Here is a 19,019-nt window from a genome sequence, read left to right on the forward strand (position 1 = left end):
TGCCAGGCCAATTGAGACTCCGTTGGATTTTCCAGCGGAGTCTTTTTGTTGTTCCAAAAGAAAAAACCTTGATTGTTTAAGGTATTCTTTAAAGAATTTGAAGTATTTTGGCGGTTAAATGGGCAGGGAATCGGCAATAATGTTTAGCTAGAAAGTTGCAAAAAGAACCGGTCACTCGATATAATAAAAGTACAAAGTCAAAGATAGTCAAAGTCAATTTGCGAGTAACATTCCTGTTAAATTCTTTGATTACTGCTAAACGGAAGGGGGGAGAGGATGAAAAACATATCGGATATTATTGAAGAGTATCTAAAACAAATTTTAGCCAATGCAAAGGAACGAGCGATAGAAATTAAACGAACCGATATTGCGGAAAAATTCCAATGTGTCCCTTCCCAAATTAATTATGTCATTAATACAAGATTTACGGTTGAGAAAGGCTTCTTAGTTGAAAGCAAAAGAGGCGGTGGCGGTTACATTCGAATAATGAAAGTCCAAACTGAGGATTATGTCGATCTTATTGACCAATTGCTTGTTCTCATCGGAGATCATATTTCACAAGCGAATGCCGAAAATGTTATTGTCAGGCTGCACGAAGAACAAGTTATTTCTGAAAGGGAAGCACGGATTATGTTAAGCGTGATAAACCGTTCTGTGCTCACGATCGACCTTCCGAAACGCGATCAGCTAAGGGCTGAACTTTTAAAAGCGATGATCCACACATTAAAATATAGAACCAGATAAGTTCGGTTCACATTTACTAATTAGGGAGGGAGAAATCATGTATTGTCAGGAATGTCATGAACGCCCCGCGACACTTCATTTTACAAAAATTCTAAACGGCAAAAAAATGGAGTTTCATATCTGTGAACATTGTGCAAAAGAAAAAGGAGAATTTATTCCGGGGTCGAATACTTTTTCTATCCACCAATTATTATCCGGTTTGCTTCATGGGGATCCTTACTTTTCAGACAATACGTCTTCAGAATTTATTCAGCCATCGCTTAAATGTGAGCGATGCGGAATGACGTATTACCAGTTTGCCAAAGTTGGGCGCTTTGGCTGCAGCAACTGTTATGATGTATTTGATCCAAAACTTGATCCAATATTAAAACGGGTTCATGGCGGAAATACAAGGCATGCGGGCAAAATCCCACTTCGAATCGGCAATCATCTTCAAGAAAAAAGGCGATTGGAAACTTTGAAGCAAGAGATGCAACAGTATGTGATGCAAGAAGAGTTTGAAAAAGCGGCCGAAATTCGGGATCAAATTCGGAACATAGAAAAACGTATTCAGAAAGGGAAGGGGGAGTAATACTCTATGTCACTTGAACGTTTTATAAGTGAAGCCATTTGTCCCTGGATGAAAAAAGAAGGTCCGGATTCAGATATTGTTTTAAGCAGCCGAATCCGTTTAGCACGAAACTTAAAAGATTATATTTTTCCTACACTTGCTTCAAAAAATGAAGCAGAGAGTGTTATTCAAACGATCGAAAAGGGTATAAAAGATCAAACGTATAGCACCATCGGGAATTTTGAATTGTTATACATGGATGCGTTAAAGCCAAATGAAAAAAGAGTATTTGTAGAAAAACATTTAATTAGCCCACATTTGGCTGAACAATCCCGGTATGGGGCAGTTTTATTAAATAATGACGAATCGGTAAGCATTATGATTAACGAGGAAGACCATATTCGCATTCAATGCCTTTTCCCCGGGTTCCAACTGAGGGAAGCATTAACACTTGCAAATGGAATTGATGATTGGATTGAACAAAGGGTCGATTATGCTTTTGATGAACACCGGGGTTACTTGACAAGTTGTCCGACCAATGTCGGTACGGGCCTGCGGGCTTCCGTCATGATGCATCTTCCCGCTCTTGTATTAACAAAGCAAATGAGCCGCATTATTCCGGCCATCAATCAACTTGGGTTAGTGGTGAGAGGCATTTACGGGGAAGGAACAGAAGCGCAAGGCAATATCTTTCAAATCTCTAACCAGATGACATTAGGAAAATCAGAAGAAGATATTATCGAGGATTTGCACAGTGTTGTCATGCAATTGATTCAGCAAGAAAGAGTTGCCCGGAAGACGTTATATGACAGCTTAAAAGTTCAATTGGAAGACCGTATTTTTCGATCCTATGGAGTTCTAGCCAATAGCCGTATCATTTCGTCAAAAGAAGCTGCCAAATGCTTGTCCGATGTTCGTTTAGGTATTGATTTAGGCCTCATAAAAGGATTGTCGCAATCGATTTTAAATGAACTTATGATACTTACACAGCCCGGGTTTTTGCAGCAATATTCGGGTGAATCACTCGATCCGGATGAGCGGGACATAAAAAGGGCCGCCCTCATTCGTGAACGATTAAAATTAGAAAACAACGCTTAACGTTTTTGTTCGCAATTTTGAAAGTAACTAAAAACTTAGGAGAGTGATTGAATATGATGTTTGGGCGATTTACTGAACGAGCACAAAAAGTATTGGCGCTTGCGCAAGAAGAAGCCATTCGTTTAGGCCACAACAATGTTGGCACCGAGCATGTGTTACTTGGTCTCATCCGCGAAGGGGAAGGGATTGCAGCTAAGGCATTGCACGTATTGGGCCTCGGGCCTGAGAAAATTCAAAAGGAAGTAGAAGCTTTAATTGGACGCGGGCAGGAAAACGTTCAAACCATTCATTACACTCCACGTGCTAAAAAAGTCATTGAGTTATCAATGGATGAGGCGCGAAAACTCGGCCATTCATATGTTGGCACCGAGCATATTCTACTAGGATTGATCCGTGAAGGAGAAGGGGTCGCTGCCCGTGTATTGAATAACCTTGGGGTAAGCTTAAACAAAGCCAGGCAGCAAGTGCTTCAACTTCTCGGAAGCAATGAAGCTTCTTCCGGACACCGGGGTTCATCTGCAAGTGCAAACACTCCGACATTAGACAGCCTCGCCCGAGACTTAACGGCAATTGCAAAGGATGGCAGCCTTGATCCTGTCATCGGCCGGGCAAAAGAAATTCAACGCGTGATTGAAGTGTTAAGCCGTCGGACGAAAAATAACCCGGTTTTAATTGGGGAGCCTGGAGTAGGGAAAACGGCAATTGCCGAAGGTCTCGCCCAACAAATCATTAATAATGAAGTGCCAGAAACACTTCGCGACAAGCGGGTTATGACGTTAGACATGGGGACAGTTGTTGCCGGAACAAAATACCGCGGCGAATTTGAGGATCGTTTGAAAAAAGTAATGGACGAAATTCGCCAGGCCGGAAATATTATTTTATTCATCGACGAACTCCATACTTTGATCGGTGCAGGAGGGGCAGAAGGCGCTATCGATGCTTCGAATATTTTAAAACCGGCCCTTGCCCGCGGGGAACTGCAATGTATCGGTGCAACGACGTTAGATGAATACCGTAAATATATTGAAAAAGATGCGGCGCTTGAACGGCGCTTTCAGCCGATTACGGTGGATGAGCCGACAAAAGAGGAAAGCATTCAAATTCTTGAAGGATTACGTGACCGCTATGAAGCTCACCATCGCGTAACAATTACAGATGAAGCGATTGAAGCGGCGGTTACATTATCCGATCGTTACATTTCCGATCGTTTCTTACCGGATAAAGCGATTGATTTAATTGATGAAGCAGCATCAAAAGTAAGGCTGCGTTCGTATACGGCACCGCCGAATTTAAAAGAATTAGAGCAAAAGCTTGAAGAGGTCAGGAAAGAAAAAGATGCAGCCGTTCAAAGCCAGGAGTTTGAAAAAGCAGCTTCCCTGCGCGATACGGAGCAGCGTTTGCGTGAAGAAGTAGAACAAACCAAAAATTTATGGAAAGAAAAACAGGGTAAAGAAAATACGGAAGTAACACCAGAAGACATTGCCCAGGTCGTTTCTAGCTGGACGGGGGTTCCGGTGTCGAAGCTGGCGGAGGAAGAAACAGAACGTCTGTTAAAATTAGAGGAAATTCTTCATAGCCGCGTCATTGGCCAGGAAGAAGCCGTACAGTCGATTTCCAAAGCCATTCGCAGGGCGCGGGCCGGCTTAAAAGATCCAAAACGGCCGATCGGTTCTTTCATTTTCCTCGGGCCAACAGGCGTAGGGAAAACGGAGCTTGCAAGAGCTGTAGCCGAAGCGCTCTTTGGGGATGAAGATGCAATTATTCGTATTGACATGTCTGAGTACATGGAGAAACATACAACATCTCGTCTCGTTGGTTCGCCTCCGGGGTATGTCGGCCATGAAGAAGGCGGACAATTGACTGAAAAAGTTCGCCGCAAGCCTTATTCGGTTATCTTGTTGGATGAAATTGAAAAAGCTCACCCTGAAGTGTTCAATATTTTACTTCAAGTTCTTGAAGATGGCCGATTAACGGATTCAAAAGGAAGAACTGTCGATTTTAGAAATACTGTTGTTATTATGACATCCAATGTCGGCGCAAGCACGCTCAAACGCAATCGTTCACTCGGATTTACGGTTCACAGTGAAGACCAAAAATATAACGACATGAAATCAAAAGTGATGGATGAGCTAAAACGTTCCTTTAGACCGGAGTTTTTAAACCGGATCGACGAGATTATCGTCTTCCATGCACTTGAAAAAGAGCATTTAAAGAAAATTATTACACTAATGTCCGAGTCGCTCTCTAAACGGCTAAAAGATCAGGGCATTGATATTGAAATCACAGATGCTGCACTTGATAAAATTACAGAGGAAGGATACGATCCGGAATACGGTGCACGACCGCTTCGCCGGGCACTGCAACGTAAAATTGAAGACCGCCTGTCCGAAGAATTACTAAAAGGTACGATTTCCAAAGGGCAGACGGTAAAAATAGACGTAACGGATAACGATTTTGTTGTTGAAGCTGTTGGCGTAAATTCATAAACTGGCCAGACCCGGAAGAGAGTATCTTCCGGGTTTTTGTCGAATCTTAATAGAAAATTATTATGCATTTTTATTATCTCGAATTGGAAAGGGCTGTTAGGTTTTTGTTAATATAAAATAAATAGGATATATAAAAACGAAATGTATAGATCATTATTAGTAGAGGAGAAAAAATGGCCAAAGCGAAATCGATATTTATGTGCCAGGAATGCGGATACGAATCGCCTAAATGGATGGGCAGATGCCCCGGATGCGGCGAGTGGAATAAAATGGTCGAAGAAGTAATAAAGCCTGCCGGACCGACTCGCGGATTGACTTCTGAAACGAAGTCCGCTCAAAAGCCGCAATCCATCATTGAAGTGAAAAGCGAGGCGGAAGCGCGCATTCATACTCATTATTCAGAATTAAACCGTGTGCTTGGCGGTGGAATTGTTCCGGGTTCTTTAATTTTAGTCGGAGGAGACCCCGGGATTGGAAAATCAACGCTTCTGCTGCAAACATCAGCGCAACTGGCCGACTTAAAATTGAAAGTCCTTTATATATCAGGTGAGGAATCGGTGAAGCAAACGAAATTGCGTGCCGACCGTTTAAATATTGCAGTAGAAGATTTATTTGTTCTTGCGGAAACCGACCTTGCGTTAATCGAAAAGGCGGTAGATGAACTCCAGCCTGCGGTCGTCATCATCGACTCTATCCAAACCGTTTACCGTTCTGAAGTGACATCCGCACCAGGAAGTGTTTCGCAGGTGAGGGAATGTACAGGTCATTTTATGCGGATTGCGAAAACGAAAGGAATCGCCATTTTTATTGTCGGACATGTGACGAAAGAAGGTTCAATCGCCGGTCCGCGGCTTTTAGAACATATGGTTGATGCCGTCCTTTATTTTGAAGGGGAGCGTCATCATACGTTTCGAATTTTACGGGCGGTAAAGAACCGTTTCGGGTCAACGAATGAAATCGGAGTATTTGAAATGAAAGAAATGGGTCTAACCGAAGTGTTAAATCCTTCTGAAATCTTTCTTGAAGAACGGTCGAAAGGGATGGCAGGTTCAACGGTTGTTGCCTCGTTGGAAGGAACGAGACCGATGCTTGTTGAAATTCAAGCTTTAATCACGCCGACTAGCTTTGGAAATCCAAGAAGGATGGCAACCGGGATAGACCACAATCGAGTTTCGCTGCTTATGGCTGTTCTTGAAAAAAGGGTCGGTCTGCTACTGCAAAACCAGGATGCCTATTTAAATGTGGCTGGAGGTGTTCGTTTGGATGAGCCCGCGATTGATTTAGCCATTGCGGTAAGCGTCGCTTCAAGTTTTAGAGATGTTCCCACACGCCCGACGGATTGTATAATAGGTGAAGTAGGGTTAACAGGGGAGGTTCGTCGCGTTTCCCGTATTGAACAGCGGATCCATGAAGCGGCAAAATTGGGGTTTGAGCGGGCCATTATCCCCGATAAAAACCTTGGTGGATGGACAGTACCAAAAGGAATCAAAGTAATCGGAGTGTCTACTGTAGAAGAAGCTCTGCAGTTTGCGCTTTAGACCGATAATCATTAATCTCATTTGAGCGAAAGAACGAAGGGGCTTAAATTGCAGCCACTGAAGTGAAAGAAGGGTTAAGCAATGGATCATACGGTAAAAGAAACGATCATAAGCGAAATGCTTAAGTTTGTTGCGCCGGGAACACCGCTTCGGGAAGGAATAGACAATGTCCTTCGTGCGAATACGGGTGGACTAATTGTTGTTGGATATAATGATAAAGTGACGCAGCTTGTAGAAGGCGGTTTTTCCATTAACTGCAAATACTCTCCTGCAGCCCTTTATGAATTGGCGAAGATGGACGGTGCAATTATTTTAAATGAAGATGCAGGTCGAATTTTATATGCAAACACACAACTTGTGCCCGATACGTCGATTCCTTCAAGTGAAACGGGTATTCGCCATCGGACAGCTGAACGGGTAGCCAGGCAAACGGGGAATCTGGTCATTTCCATTTCCCAGAGGCGTAACGTCATTACATTATATCAAGGGTTAATACGATATTCTTTAAAAGACATTGGCGTTATTTTAACGAAGGCCAATCAGGCCATCCAAACACTTGAAAAATATAAAGTCGTCTATGATCAGAGCGTAACGAATCTCGGCGCGCTTGAATTTGAGGAGCTTGTGACGTTCCAGGAAGTCTCTCAAGTCATTCATCGCATTGAAATGGTTCTAAGGATAAAAAATGAAATCATAAAATATGTAAATGAACTTGGTGTCGAAGGGCGGCTAATTCGCATGCAAATGGAAGAATTGGTCGGTGAGATTGAAGATGAGGCGGTTCTTTTAATTAAAGACTATATGAAAGATAAGAAGCAGGATCCCCATCATATTCTTCGCCAATTAAAAAAGATTTCAAGTGAGGAACTATTTGATGAAAATGTCATTGCCAAACTGCTTGGTTATTCTCAGTCGATAAGCCATCAGGAGGAGCCGATTTACCCAAGAGGGTACCGGATTCTATCGAAAATCCCGAGATTGCCTTCATTGATCGTTGAAAATTTAACGGATACTTTTGAAAATTTGCCTCATATTCTTCGGGCATCGATCAAAGATTTGGATGAAGTGGAAGGAATCGGGGAAATCCGTGCGAAAAAAATAAAGGATGGCCTAAAAAGAATTCAAGAACAGCTTTTTGTAGACAGGCATATATAAATTTTTATGAAAATAATGATCTGATGTTTTCAAATACGGCATTCTGTAAATAATGATTAGGGGAGGTGAAAACGCATGCTAAAAAGATTTGTTCAACTGTTTTTCGTTGTTGTCGGCGGCATGCTCGGTTTTTTATTTGTACCTGACCTTATCCGGATATTAAATATAGGGAATGTGCCGTCACAATTAACGTCTGCATATGCCGGAGCTGTCATTGGTGCACTTATTTTCTTTTTATTAACATTTTGGATCTCTGACTATATTGTCGGATTGATTCGCTGGGTAGAGGAAACCCTTGTTAAAGCCCCGGTTGCGGAAGTATTATTTGGAACGTTAGGATTAATTATTGGACTTATTGTTGCCTATTTTGGTTCAATACAATTAAATCATGTAAGCATTCCAGTTGTGAGTTCGGTTTTGCCATTCTTTATTACATTTTTATTAGGTTACCTTGGATTCCAGGTCGGTTTTAAGAAACGAGAGGAACTCGGCTCGTTATTTTCGCTTAATCGCGCAGGAAAAGAACGGAAAAAAGAAGCGGAAGAAGAAAAGAAACGGAATAAATACAAGATCCTTGATACGAGCGTTATCATTGACGGACGAATAGCGGATATTTGCCAGACCGGGTTTTTGGAAGGTCCGCTTATTATTCCCCGGTTTGTATTGGAAGAGCTGCAGCATATCGCTGATTCCTCGGATGTATTAAAAAGGAATCGCGGAAGAAGAGGGCTTGATATTTTAAACCGGATTCAAAAGGAGCTATCTATTAAGGTTGAAATCTATGAGGGAGATTTCGAGGAAGTATCCGAAGTCGACAGCAAACTAGTGAAACTCGCGCAGCTTTTATCCGGTATCGTCGTGACGAACGATTTTAATTTAAATAAAGTTTGCGAGCTTCAAAATGTGTTAGTATTAAATATAAATGATCTGGCTAATGCAGTAAAGCCCGTTGTACTTCCTGGAGAAGAATTAGTCGTTCAAGTCATTAAAGATGGAAAAGAGCACAACCAGGGTGTTGGCTATTTGGATGACGGCACGATGATCGTCGTTGAAGAAGGGCGTAATTATATCGGAAAGACAATTGATGTCCTTGTGACAAGTGTCCTTCAGACATCAGCAGGGAGAATGATATTCGCCAAGCCAAAGCTGCTTGAGAAAGCATTGTAATATTTGTTAAATATGTAAAGGTGGACAACTTTACTAAATAGCGGGGTATATTGAATGTCAATGTATAGCGTAGTCATTCCCGCCGCCGGGCAAGGGAAGCGAATGAAAGCGGGAAAAAACAAACTATGGATCGAGCTTGCGGGCAAGCCTATCCTTTCTCATACGATACAAGTATTTGAAAACGATCCATGGTGCCGGGAAGTTATACTTGTCGGCAATACAAACGAACTTGATCAATTGGAGCATCTTAAAGCCAGCTATCAGTTTTGTAAAGTCACCCAGATTGTCCCGGGTGGCGAAGAACGCCAACAGAGCGTGTTTGAAGGTTTGAAACGTTTAACTGGAGACGACTCCATCGTGCTCATTCATGACGGGGCTCGCCCTTTTATCGGGCAAGATAGCATTCATCAATTGGTTCAGTTAACGGAAAAGACGGGAGCGGCAGTTATCGCCGTTCCCATTAAAGATACAGTAAAAAAAGTGATGGATCATCAAGTGGTTACAACGATCGATCGCTCAAGCTTGTGGGCTGTCCAAACACCACAAGCTTTTCGTCTGTCTATCGTATTTGACGCCCACAAACAGGCTGCCCAGGAAAATTACATCGGCACCGATGACGCAAGCCTGGTTGAGCGGTATGGGCAGACCGTATCCATTGTTGAAGGAGATTACTTTAACATTAAATTAACGACAGTCGAGGATTTAGTGATTGCAAAAGCGATACTTTCAGAAAGTAGGGGAAAAATATAATGATTCGTGTTGGACAAGGGTTTGACGTTCATCAATTAACTGACAATCGTCCATTAATCATTGGCGGTGTGACGATACCGTATGAAAAAGGTTTACTCGGTCATTCGGATGCAGACGTATTGCTTCATGCCATTACCGATGCCCTTCTAGGGGCGGCTGGTCTCGGGGATATCGGCAAGCATTTTCCGGATACAGACATTGCGTTTAAGGATGCGGATTCAAAAAAATTGCTTCTTGATGCATGGAAGCTTGTGAAAGAGAAAGGATATTCTTTCGGCAACGTTGACTGTACCATTATTGCGCAACAACCAAAAATGGCGCCATACATTGAACAAATGCGTCAGGTGATTGCCTCTATTTTTCAAGTGGAAATCGATCAAGTGAATGTGAAGGCAACAACAACCGAGAAACTTGGATTTCCGGGCCGTGGGGAAGGTATTGCCGCTCAAGCTATTGTTTTAATTACAAGATCGTAATAAAATATAAAACAAACGATTATTGGAGTGAAAAAGAATGTCGAAAGAAGTAAGGGTCCGCTATGCACCGAGCCCAACAGGGAATTTACATATCGGAAATACGAGAACGGCGTTGTTTAATTATTTATTTGCGCGCCATATGGGTGGGAAGTTCATTGTTCGAATTGAAGATACGGACCAGAAGCGCAATAAAGAAGGCGGAGAAGAAAGCCAATTCAAATATTTGAAATGGTTAGGCATAGAATGGGACGAAAGTGTTGATGTCGGCGGGGAATATGGCCCTTATCGCCAAATGGAACGACTGGATCGTTATAAAGAGCTTTATGAAGACCTGTTAGAGCGAGGTCTTGCTTATAAATGTTACTGTACGGAAGAAGAATTGGAACAAGCGCGCGAGGAGCAAATGGCAAAAGGGGAGACTCCTCGTTATTCCGGAAAATGCCGTCACTTGACAAGGGACGAGCAAGAAGCTTATGAAAAAGAAGGACGCAGGCCAAGCATCCGTTTTGCCGTGCCCGCTGATCGAACGTTTGCATTTGACGATATCGTTAAAGGCAATGTATCGTTTGAGTCCAATGACATTGGCGACTTTGTCATTGTAAAAAAAGATGGCATTCCGACTTATAACTTTGCCGTTGCGGCTGATGACCATGATATGAAGATTTCCCATGTCCTTCGTGGTGATGAGCATATTTCCAACACGCCGAAACAATTGATGGTGTATGATGCATTTGGCTGGGAGCCGCCAATTTTCGGCCATATGACGTTGATATTGAATGAAAATCGCAAGAAACTAAGCAAGCGAGATGAATCGGTGATCCAGTTTATTGAGCAATATGAGCAATTAGGCTACTTGCCGGAAGCGATGGTTAACTTTATTGCACTGTTAGGGTGGTCGCCGGTAGGAGAAGAAGAGATTTTCAGCATGAAGGAGCTCATTGAGATTTTCGATCCGGCCCGTTTATCCAAATCACCAGCTGTATTTGATAATCAGAAATTGACATGGGTGAACAATCAATATATGAAAAAGCAAGACTTAGAAACGGTTGTGAACCTTGCGCTGCCGCATCTTATTAAAGCGGGGCGTGTAAGTGAACATGTAACAGAAAAAGAACGGGATTGGATCACGAAGCTGGTTGCCCTTTACAAAGATCAAATGAGCTATGGAGCGGAAATCGTTGAGCTATCGGAAATGTTCTTTAAAGAAATGATTGAATATGACGAGGAAGCACTTAACGTTTTAAAAGGGGATACGGTCCCGCAAGTAATGGAATCATTTTTAAACCACGTAAAAGAAAGTGAAAGCTTTGAGCCGGCCGATGTAAAAGCGCTCATTAAAGCGACACAAAAAGAAACGGGTCAAAAAGGGAAAAACTTATTCATGCCGATTCGTGTCGCAACAACAGGGCAAACCCACGGGCCTGAACTTCCAGACTCTTTATCATTGCTTGGGAAAGATGTTGTTATTGCTAGATTAGAAAAAGTTTTAAAAGAAATTAGTTAACATTTTGCTTTATTTGTAATATAGTATAAGAAAATTAAAATGGATGTAAAGCAAGGAAGAGGAGAGTAGACTTTATCGCCTTTCTTGAAAGAGAGAACCATCATTGGCTGAAAGTGGTTTAAGAAAGAATAAGTCGAAGTGCACCTCGGAGCCCTTTGTCGAAATAGAAGCAGTTGGGTACAGAAGGAAGAGTCAGTCCCCACTTCCCACTTCTAGAATAGACAAAGGCGGAAACTCCCCGTTACGGAGAAAAGGGAACGGTGGAAATTTGCCGTTAAACAGAGTGGAACCGCGCAACATTAAGCGTCTCTGTGCTAAAACGCACAGGGGCGCTTTTCTTTATAGGCAAAGTGCCGCCTGGCCTTGTTTTTTGCTAAAAGCATCTACACAATTAATGATGACAAAATAGGGGGTTAGAATGATGTGGGGGAAACTCCGTGAAGATATCCAAGTTGTATTTGAAAAAGATCCTGCAGCGCGCAGCACGCTGGAAGTTGTGCTTACGTACTCTGGTCTTCATGCCATCTGGGCACACCGGGTCGCTCATTGGCTTTTTCAAAGAAAGTTTCGGTTCCTTGCCCGGGTTATTTCACAAGTAAGCCGTTTTTTTACCGGAATCGAAATTCATCCCGGGGCGCAAATTGGCAGGCGGTTTTTTATCGACCATGGAATGGGTGTTGTCATTGGGGAAACATGTATTATCGGGGATGATGTCACCGTTTATCAAGGAGTTACGCTCGGCGGAACGGGGAAGGAAAAAGGAAAGCGCCACCCGACAATTGAGGATCATGCCCTGATTGCAACTGGGGCAAAGGTGTTAGGATCGATTACAATTGGAAAAAATTCAAAGGTAGGGGCAGGATCTGTCGTCCTTCAAAACGTTCCTCCAAATGCCACGGTAGTCGGTATCCCGGGGCGTGTCGTTATTCAGGATGGCGTAAAAGTAGGAAAAGAATTGGATCATTGCGACCTGCCGGATCCGGTGGCTGATCGATTTCGCGAGCTTCAAGATGAAATTGAAAAGTTGCGAACAGAAATCGAACATTTACAAAAAGGAAGTGGAGTACGATGAGTATTGTTATTTATAATACGCTGACCCGGGAAAAAGAAACGTTTCAACCGCTGGAAGAAGGAAAGGTAAAAATTTATGTGTGCGGACCGACCGTTTACAACTATATTCATATTGGCAATGCCAGGCCGGCGATCGTTTTTGATACGGTCAGGCGCTATTTTGAATATCGCGGGTTTGATGTCCAATTTGTATCCAATTTTACAGATGTCGATGATAAGTTAATAAAAGCTGCAAACGAACTTGGAGAAGATGTTCCAACAATTGCTGAACGGTTTATTCATGCTTACCATGAAGATGTGAGCGCGCTTGGGGTACGGAAAGCGGATTGCCATCCACGCGTGACAGAAACGATGCCGGAAATCATTGATTTTATTGATCAATTGATTGCTAAGGGCTATGCCTATGAAGCCGAAGGAGACGTTTATTTTAAAACAAGAGCGTTCGAGGACTATGGCAAACTTTCTCATCAATCCATCAATGACCTTCGCTCAGGCGCCCGCATCGAAATCGGTGAAAAAAAGCACGATCCGCTTGATTTTGCGCTCTGGAAAGCAGCGAAGAAAGGAGAAATCTCCTGGGAAAGTCCATGGGGGAAAGGGCGGCCAGGCTGGCATATTGAATGCTCGGCAATGGCAAAGAAATTTTTAGGAGATACGATTGATATTCACGGCGGCGGCCAGGATTTAGCCTTTCCGCATCATGAAAATGAAATCGCCCAATCCGAATGCTTAAATGAGGCACCGATGGCGAGATATTGGATGCATAACGGGTATATTAATATTAATAATGAGAAAATGTCCAAATCACTCGGCAACTTTGTTCTTGTCCACGACATGATTAAAGAGCATGATCCACAGGTTATCCGTTTCTTTATGCTTGCCGTTCACTATCGAAACCCGATTAATTTTAGCAATGAACTGTTAGAAAGTGCAAAAACCGGGTTAAATCGTATTCGCACGGCTTACGAAAATGTGAAGCATCGCCTGTCCATCAGTGCCAACTTGGCGCAAAATGAGGAAAAGTGGACAAAAAAAATCGAAGAACTTCGTCAAGATTTTATTCGTGAAATGGACGACGACTTCAATACGGCAAATGCAATTGCTGTTTTGTTTGAAGCAGCGAAGGAAGCGAACCTTTATTTGCAAGAAGAAAACACATCGACAACCGTCCTTTCTGCATTTATCGGGTTATTTGAAGAATTAACAGGCGTTCTTGGCTTAACATTAACAAAGGAAGAAGAACTGTTAGATGAGGAGATCGAGGCATTAATTCAAGAACGAAATGAGGCGCGAAAAGAACGGAACTTTGCCCGGGCGGATGAAATACGCGATGAACTCCGTGCGAAGAATATCATCCTTGAGGATACACCACAGGGCGTCCGTTGGAAAAGACAATCATGAAATTAGCGGATATTAAACAATTAAATGGTGTGACATTGGCTTATATGGGTGATGCCGTTCTTGAATCATTCGTTCGGCATCACCTGATACATGCTGGACAAGTCAAGCCAAATAAGCTGCATCAATTGGCAACGAACTATGTTTCAGCAAAAGCCCAGGCGAAAGTCGTGACGCAATTACTTGCCGAAAATTATTTTACCGAGGAAGAGGCAGGCATTATTATGCGCGGAAGAAACGCGAAACAAGGAACCGTCCCTAAAAATACGGACATTCAAACCTATCGTTATGGGACAGGCTATGAAGCTTTATTGGGCTATCATTTTTTATTGGAAAATAACGAACGGTTAACGGAAATTTTACAAAAAACGTGTCAAATCATTGAAGAAGAGGGGAGTGAATCAACATGAGCCACGAATGGGTAGCAGGAAGAAATCCCGTTTTAGAAGTGCTTCGTTCAGGACGGGATATTAATAAAATCATGATCGGCGAAGGCTCCCAAAAAGGGCCGATTCATCAGGTAATCAAGCTTGCAAAGGAGAAAAATGTACTCGTTCAGCACGTGCCGAAGCAAAAGCTTGACCAATTAAGCGACGGGGCCAATCATCAAGGGGTTATGGCGTTTGTCGCTTCTTATGAATATGCCGATATGGAAGATCTGTTTAAAAAGGCGGAAGAAAGAGGCGAAGAACCGTTTTTTATTTTACTTGATGAAATCGAGGATCCTCATAATCTTGGCTCCATTTTGCGGACGGCAGATGCAGTCGGTGCCCACGGTATTATTATTCCAAAAAGGCGGGCAGTCGGATTAACGGCAGCCGTTGCCAAAGCTTCAACAGGTGCAATCGAATACGTCCCGGTTGTTCGTGTCACCAATATGGTGCAAACGATGAAAGAATTAAAAGAACGCGGACTCTGGTTCGTTGGAGCGGATATGAAAGGTAAAGAAGATTATCGTGAAGCGAATTTTAACATGCCGCTCGGTCTTGTTATCGGCAGTGAAGGAAAGGGCATCGGACGGCTAGTAAAAGATACGTGTGACTTTCTTATCCGTCTTCCGATGAGGGGGAAGGTTACTTCTTTAAACGCTTCTGTAGCAGCAGGTTTATTGCTGTATGAAGTGTATCGAAAACGTCATCCGCTATCATCATGAACACTGTTTTAATTGTTGATGGTTATAACGTAATTGGAGCCTGGGAAGAACTCAGACACTTAAAAGAAATTGATTTTGCAAAAGCGAGAGATGTATTAATAGACAAAATGGCGGAATACCAGGCATATACTGGATATCGTGTCATTGTCGTATTTGATGCGCACATGATGCCGGGAATAGAAAAAAAGTCAAAAGACTACCGCGTTGAAGTTATTTTTACGAGGGAGAATGAAACGGCGGATGAACGGATTGAAAAATTAACGCTGGAGCTGAAAAATATCAATACCCGGATTTATGTCGCAACCTCAGACTATGCCGAGCAAAGAGCAATCTTTGGAAGCGGAGCCCTCAGAAAGTCGTCACGGGAATTGAAAACGGAAGTAAACCAGGTTGAAAAAAAGATTCAAGTGAAAGTAAAGGACACAAAAAAGAAAAAAAGCCTTGCTTCCATACCGATCCCGGACGAGCTTGTGGAAATATTCGAAAAATGGAGAAGAGGGAAAACATAAGAAATGTTGACGCATTTTTAAAGCTTGCTGTATAATATTACTATATGTGTTGGTTTTCATTAGGTCGGGGGGATTGTCGTGAGCATTAACCTCAAAGAAATGACTGTTCTTAAGTATGAACAACTTGATGATGAGAATTTAGTAGAACACGTCCATGATGGCGACAGTGCCGCGCTTGAATTTTTAATTAATAAATATAAGAATTTCGTGCGTGCCAAAGCAAGATCCTATTTTTTGATTGGTGCTGATCGAGAAGACATCATTCAAGAAGGAATGATTGGCCTATATAAAGCTATTCGCGACTTTAAAGAAGACAAGCTATCTTCTTTTAAAGCATTTGCTGAACTTTGCATAACAAGGCAAATGATTACAGCGATTAAGACAGCAACAAGACAGAAGCATATACCGCTAAACTCTTATGTTTCTTTGGACAAGCCAATTTACGATGAAGAATCTGATCGTACGCTTTTAGATGTCATTTCAGGAACAAAAGTCACAGATCCCGAAGAACTAATTATTAACCAGGAAGAATTTGACGATATTGAAGTCAAAATGGGTGAAATCCTAAGCGACCTTGAACGGAAAGTGTTGATGCTTTATTTGGACGGACGGTCTTATCAGGAGATTTCTGTAGATTTGGATAGGCATGTTAAGTCCATTGACAACGCCCTTCAACGGGTGAAACGGAAATTAGAAAAATATTTAGAGCTGCGTGAAGTAAGCCTATAGAAAGAGCAGGGTAATCCTGCTCTTTTTCACACTCTAGCCTTTATTGACAAGCTATTTGGCCTGTGATAATGTGGTAAAAGTAGCACTATATCGTTAATAAGTGGGTTTTTTAAACACGGAAGGTGTTATACATGCGTAAAAAAGTCATTTTAGCCTGCAGTATTTGTCATGGTCGTAATTATACTACAATGAAAAATCAGACAGCGAATCCCGAACGAATCGAGGTTAAAAAGTTTTGTAAGCTTTGTAATGCACATACTACCCACAAAGAAACGAAGTAACCCTATTAATTCATCGATCGATGCATCGAAAGTTTGTATACATTGACAAAAAGGAATGGGGGTAAAAGAATGGCAGACATTGCTGAAAAAACAAAAAAGTCGCCTGCGAAATTTTTGTCTGATGTGGGTAAAGAAATGAAAAAGGTCTCCTGGCCAACGCGTCATGAACTGTTTCGCTATACGGCTGTTACGATAGGGACAGTATTTTTCATGGCCGTATTTTTTTGGCTGGTTGATCTTGGGATCTCAAAACTCATTGAATTAATCCTGGGATAAATGATGTATAAGATATTAGTTTTCCTGGATAAAATGCTAGAGTATATCCGTTTAGGAGGGAAAGGACGTTCACAAGTCCTAAAGTAACTATGGAAAAGAACTGGTATGTTGTTCATACGTATTCAGGGTATGAAAACAAAGTGAAAACAAACCTGGAAAAACGTGTCGAGTCAATGGGGATGTCGGATAAAATCTTCCGTGTGCTCGTTCCTGTAGAGGAAGCGACGGAAGAAAAAAACGGCAAAACAAAAACGACAATGAAAAAAGTATTCCCTGGGTATGTGCTAACAGAAATGATTATGACGGACGATTCATGGTATGTGGTGCGCAATACCCCGGGTGTTACAGGATTTGTCGGCTCGGCTGGAGCCGGTTCAAAGCCGACACCGCTCCTGCCTGAAGAAGTGAATCATATTCTAAAAGGTATGGGGATGGAAGAGCCTCGCATCGAGGTTGATTTTGAAATTAAGGAAGCGGTGAAAGTAAAAGAAGGGCCGTTTGCTGATTTCGTTGGAACGATTGAAGAAATTGACCCTACCAAACGCAAGTTGAAAGTCCATGTGAATATGTTTGGTCGTGAAACCCCTGTTGAACTGGATTTCAACCAGGTGGTAAAGATCTAATTGAAAAAGACTTGAAATAGTCTTTGAAAAATGTTAGACTTTATTTTGTTTGGTATTTTTAAAAACAAAGCCTTTCTCTTGTTAAAGAGAATGCATATTTGAGTGGGAGGGTGTAAACCCATATACCACATCACGGACTTAAGGAGGTGTGTCGCGTGGCTAAAAAGGTTATTAAAATGGTAAAATTGCAAATCCCTGCTGGAAAAGCTAACCCGGCTCCACCAGTTGGACCTGCATTAGGGCAAGCTGGTGTTAATATCATGGGATTCTGTAAAGAGTTTAACGCTCGAACTGCTGATCAAGCTGGTTTAATTATTCCGGTTGAAATCACGGTTTTTGAAGACCGTTCATTTACATTTATTACGAAAACTCCTCCAGCTGCTGTTCTTCTTAAGAAAGCTGCGGGAATCGAGTCTGGTTCTGGTGAACCGAACCGTACAAAAGTTGCGACTGTAAAGCGTGATAAAGTTCGCGAAATTGCAGAAACAAAAATGCCTGACCTGAACGCTGCCAGCGTCGAAGCTGCGATGCGCATGGTTGAAGGTACAGCGCGTAGCATGGGTATTGTTATTGAAGACTAATCTCATGGATTCTAAGGGGGTTGCGAGCAAAGGATTACATCCTGCCGATATCGGTTCGCAACCTTTATTGCTGAATAAATGTGCCTCTTTGTGGCCGTTTATTGGTTAGATGGAGAGAAGCAAAAGCCTTTTCTCCATACAAGTGGGAGGAATATCCGCTATACCACATAAGGGAGGAAATTTTAAAATGGCTAAAAAAAGCAAAAAGTACTTGGAGGCGGCAAAATTAGTCGACCGCCAAAAAGCATATGATCCAGCCGAGGCGATTGAGCTTGTTAAGAAAACGGCAACAGCGAAATTTGATGAGTCTGTTGAAGTAGCTGTTCGTCTTGGGGTTGACCCTAAAAAAGCAGATCAACAAGTGCGTGGTGCTGTTGTTCTTCCGCACGGAACTGGTAAAACACAACGCGTGCTAGTATTTGCGAAAGGTGAAAAAGCGAAAGAAGCTGAAGCTGCAGGGGCAGACTTCGTTGGAGATACAGATTACATTAACAAAATCCAACAAGGATGGTTCGACTTTGATGTCATCGTTGCAACGCCTGATATGATGGCTGAAGTTGGTAAGCTTGGCCGTGTTTTAGGACCAAAAGGCTTAATGCCAAACCCTAAAACAGGCACTGTAACGTTCGAAGTTGAAAAAGCAGTTAAAGATATTAAAGCAGGTAAAGTAGAATACCGTGTAGACAGAGACAGTAACGTACATGTTCCAATCGGTAAAGTATCTTTCGATAACGAAAAGCTTGCTGAAAACTTAGCGACGATCGTTGAAACATTGCTTAAAGTAAAACCGGCAGCTGCGAAAGGAACGTACATTAAAAACGTTGCGATTTCTTCTACGATGGGACCTGGAATTAAAGTTAACCCTTCTAACTTTGCATTAAAACGATAGTTGACTTCCATCATCAAACCTGTTATAGTAGATGATGTTGT

The 19,019-nt window shown here is 42.3% G+C and carries 21 protein-coding genes and 1 other annotated feature; all 21 genes read left to right on the forward strand.

All coding sequences use genetic code 11. From position 1 onward, the window contains the following. Positions 1-276: 276 nt before the first annotated feature. The 21 genes from H538_RS0113210 to rplA all read left to right on the forward strand — a co-directional run bounded on the left by H538_RS0113210 (position 277) and on the right by rplA (position 18,978). A complete protein-coding gene (locus tag H538_RS0113210) occupies positions 277-744 on the forward strand; it encodes a CtsR family transcriptional regulator (RefSeq protein WP_026678008.1) in 468 nt (155 codons plus the stop codon). A gap of 37 nt (positions 745-781) precedes the next feature. Then, complete coding sequence (gene mcsA, locus H538_RS0113215) at positions 782-1,315, forward strand: protein-arginine kinase activator protein McsA (protein WP_026678009.1); 534 nt, start codon at positions 782-784, stop codon at positions 1,313-1,315. A gap of 6 nt (positions 1,316-1,321) precedes the next feature. Continuing rightward, entirely contained in the window at positions 1,322-2,392 is a 1,071-nt protein-coding gene (mcsB, locus tag H538_RS0113220; RefSeq protein WP_026678010.1) for a protein-arginine kinase McsB, read from the forward strand. A 53-nt stretch (positions 2,393-2,445) separates the two neighbouring features. Further along, positions 2,446-4,878, forward strand: coding sequence for an ATP-dependent protease ATP-binding subunit ClpC (clpC, locus tag H538_RS0113225; protein ID WP_026678011.1), 2,433 nt, complete (start codon positions 2,446-2,448; stop codon positions 4,876-4,878). A gap of 173 nt (positions 4,879-5,051) precedes the next feature. Continuing rightward, positions 5,052-6,416, forward strand: a complete 1,365-nt coding sequence (gene radA, locus H538_RS0113230) for a DNA repair protein RadA (RefSeq protein WP_026678012.1) — start codon at positions 5,052-5,054, stop codon at positions 6,414-6,416. A gap of 81 nt (positions 6,417-6,497) precedes the next feature. Further along, positions 6,498-7,571, forward strand: coding sequence for a DNA integrity scanning diadenylate cyclase DisA (gene disA / locus H538_RS0113235; protein ID WP_026678013.1), 1,074 nt, complete (start codon positions 6,498-6,500; stop codon positions 7,569-7,571). 75 nt (positions 7,572-7,646) lie between these two features. Then, a complete protein-coding gene (locus H538_RS0113240) occupies positions 7,647-8,738 on the forward strand; it encodes a PIN/TRAM domain-containing protein (protein WP_026678014.1) in 1,092 nt (363 codons plus the stop codon). Between the two features lie 60 nt (positions 8,739-8,798). Then, a complete protein-coding gene (ispD, locus tag H538_RS0113245) occupies positions 8,799-9,488 on the forward strand; it encodes a 2-C-methyl-D-erythritol 4-phosphate cytidylyltransferase (protein ID WP_035350893.1) in 690 nt (229 codons plus the stop codon). Beyond that, positions 9,488-9,964 (forward strand): 2-C-methyl-D-erythritol 2,4-cyclodiphosphate synthase, encoded by a 477-nt coding sequence (gene ispF / locus H538_RS0113250; protein WP_026678016.1) that lies wholly within the window; start codon positions 9,488-9,490, stop codon positions 9,962-9,964. Before ispD ends, ispF begins: the two co-directional genes overlap by 1 nt. Before the next feature lie 37 nt (positions 9,965-10,001). Beyond that, positions 10,002-11,468, forward strand: coding sequence for a glutamate--tRNA ligase (gene gltX / locus H538_RS0113255; protein WP_026678017.1), 1,467 nt, complete (start codon positions 10,002-10,004; stop codon positions 11,466-11,468). A 44-nt stretch (positions 11,469-11,512) separates the two neighbouring features. Next, positions 11,513-11,782, forward strand: a binding site (T-box leader). 107 nt (positions 11,783-11,889) lie between these two features. After that, on the forward strand, positions 11,890-12,540 hold the full coding sequence (gene cysE / locus H538_RS0113265; RefSeq protein WP_026678019.1) for a serine O-acetyltransferase: 651 nt from the start codon (positions 11,890-11,892) through the stop codon (positions 12,538-12,540). Next, positions 12,537-13,940 (forward strand): cysteine--tRNA ligase, encoded by a 1,404-nt coding sequence (gene cysS, locus H538_RS0113270; RefSeq protein WP_026678020.1) that lies wholly within the window; start codon positions 12,537-12,539, stop codon positions 13,938-13,940. The genes cysE and cysS overlap by 4 nt, the downstream gene beginning before the upstream one ends. Continuing rightward, positions 13,937-14,347, forward strand: a complete 411-nt coding sequence (locus tag H538_RS0113275) for a Mini-ribonuclease 3 (protein ID WP_035350877.1) — start codon at positions 13,937-13,939, stop codon at positions 14,345-14,347. Before cysS ends, H538_RS0113275 begins: the two co-directional genes overlap by 4 nt. Then, positions 14,344-15,090 (forward strand): 23S rRNA (guanosine(2251)-2'-O)-methyltransferase RlmB, encoded by a 747-nt coding sequence (rlmB, locus tag H538_RS0113280; protein WP_026678022.1) that lies wholly within the window; start codon positions 14,344-14,346, stop codon positions 15,088-15,090. Before H538_RS0113275 ends, rlmB begins: the two co-directional genes overlap by 4 nt. Continuing rightward, positions 15,087-15,599 (forward strand): NYN domain-containing protein, encoded by a 513-nt coding sequence (locus H538_RS0113285; RefSeq protein ID WP_026678023.1) that lies wholly within the window; start codon positions 15,087-15,089, stop codon positions 15,597-15,599. The genes rlmB and H538_RS0113285 overlap by 4 nt, the downstream gene beginning before the upstream one ends. Before the next feature lie 99 nt (positions 15,600-15,698). Further along, entirely contained in the window at positions 15,699-16,328 is a 630-nt protein-coding gene (sigH, locus tag H538_RS0113290) for an RNA polymerase sporulation sigma factor SigH (protein ID WP_245595239.1), read from the forward strand. A 131-nt stretch (positions 16,329-16,459) separates the two neighbouring features. After that, complete coding sequence (gene rpmG, locus H538_RS25595) at positions 16,460-16,609, forward strand: 50S ribosomal protein L33 (protein ID WP_081412660.1); 150 nt, start codon at positions 16,460-16,462, stop codon at positions 16,607-16,609. Positions 16,610-16,678: 69 nt separating this feature from the next. Continuing rightward, positions 16,679-16,885 carry a preprotein translocase subunit SecE gene (secE, locus tag H538_RS0113295; RefSeq protein WP_051291482.1) on the forward strand — a complete coding sequence of 69 codons (207 nt, stop codon included), beginning with the start codon at positions 16,679-16,681 and terminating at the stop codon, positions 16,883-16,885. An 89-nt stretch (positions 16,886-16,974) separates the two neighbouring features. Then, the gene (gene nusG / locus H538_RS0113300; protein WP_026678026.1) at positions 16,975-17,508 is read left to right on the forward strand and encodes a transcription termination/antitermination protein NusG; all 534 of its coding nucleotides are present in this window, start codon (positions 16,975-16,977) and stop codon (positions 17,506-17,508) included. Between the two features lie 155 nt (positions 17,509-17,663). Beyond that, positions 17,664-18,089 (forward strand): 50S ribosomal protein L11, encoded by a 426-nt coding sequence (gene rplK, locus H538_RS0113305; protein ID WP_026678027.1) that lies wholly within the window; start codon positions 17,664-17,666, stop codon positions 18,087-18,089. A 187-nt stretch (positions 18,090-18,276) separates the two neighbouring features. Continuing rightward, complete coding sequence (rplA, locus tag H538_RS0113310) at positions 18,277-18,978, forward strand: 50S ribosomal protein L1 (RefSeq protein ID WP_026678028.1); 702 nt, start codon at positions 18,277-18,279, stop codon at positions 18,976-18,978. Positions 18,979-19,019 lie beyond the last annotated feature (41 nt).

Origin of the sequence: Fictibacillus gelatini DSM 15865 (genome assembly GCF_000430745.1) — a bacterium.
GTDB classification, from domain to species: Bacteria; Bacillota; Bacilli; order Bacillales; family Fictibacillaceae; genus Fictibacillus_A; species Fictibacillus_A gelatini.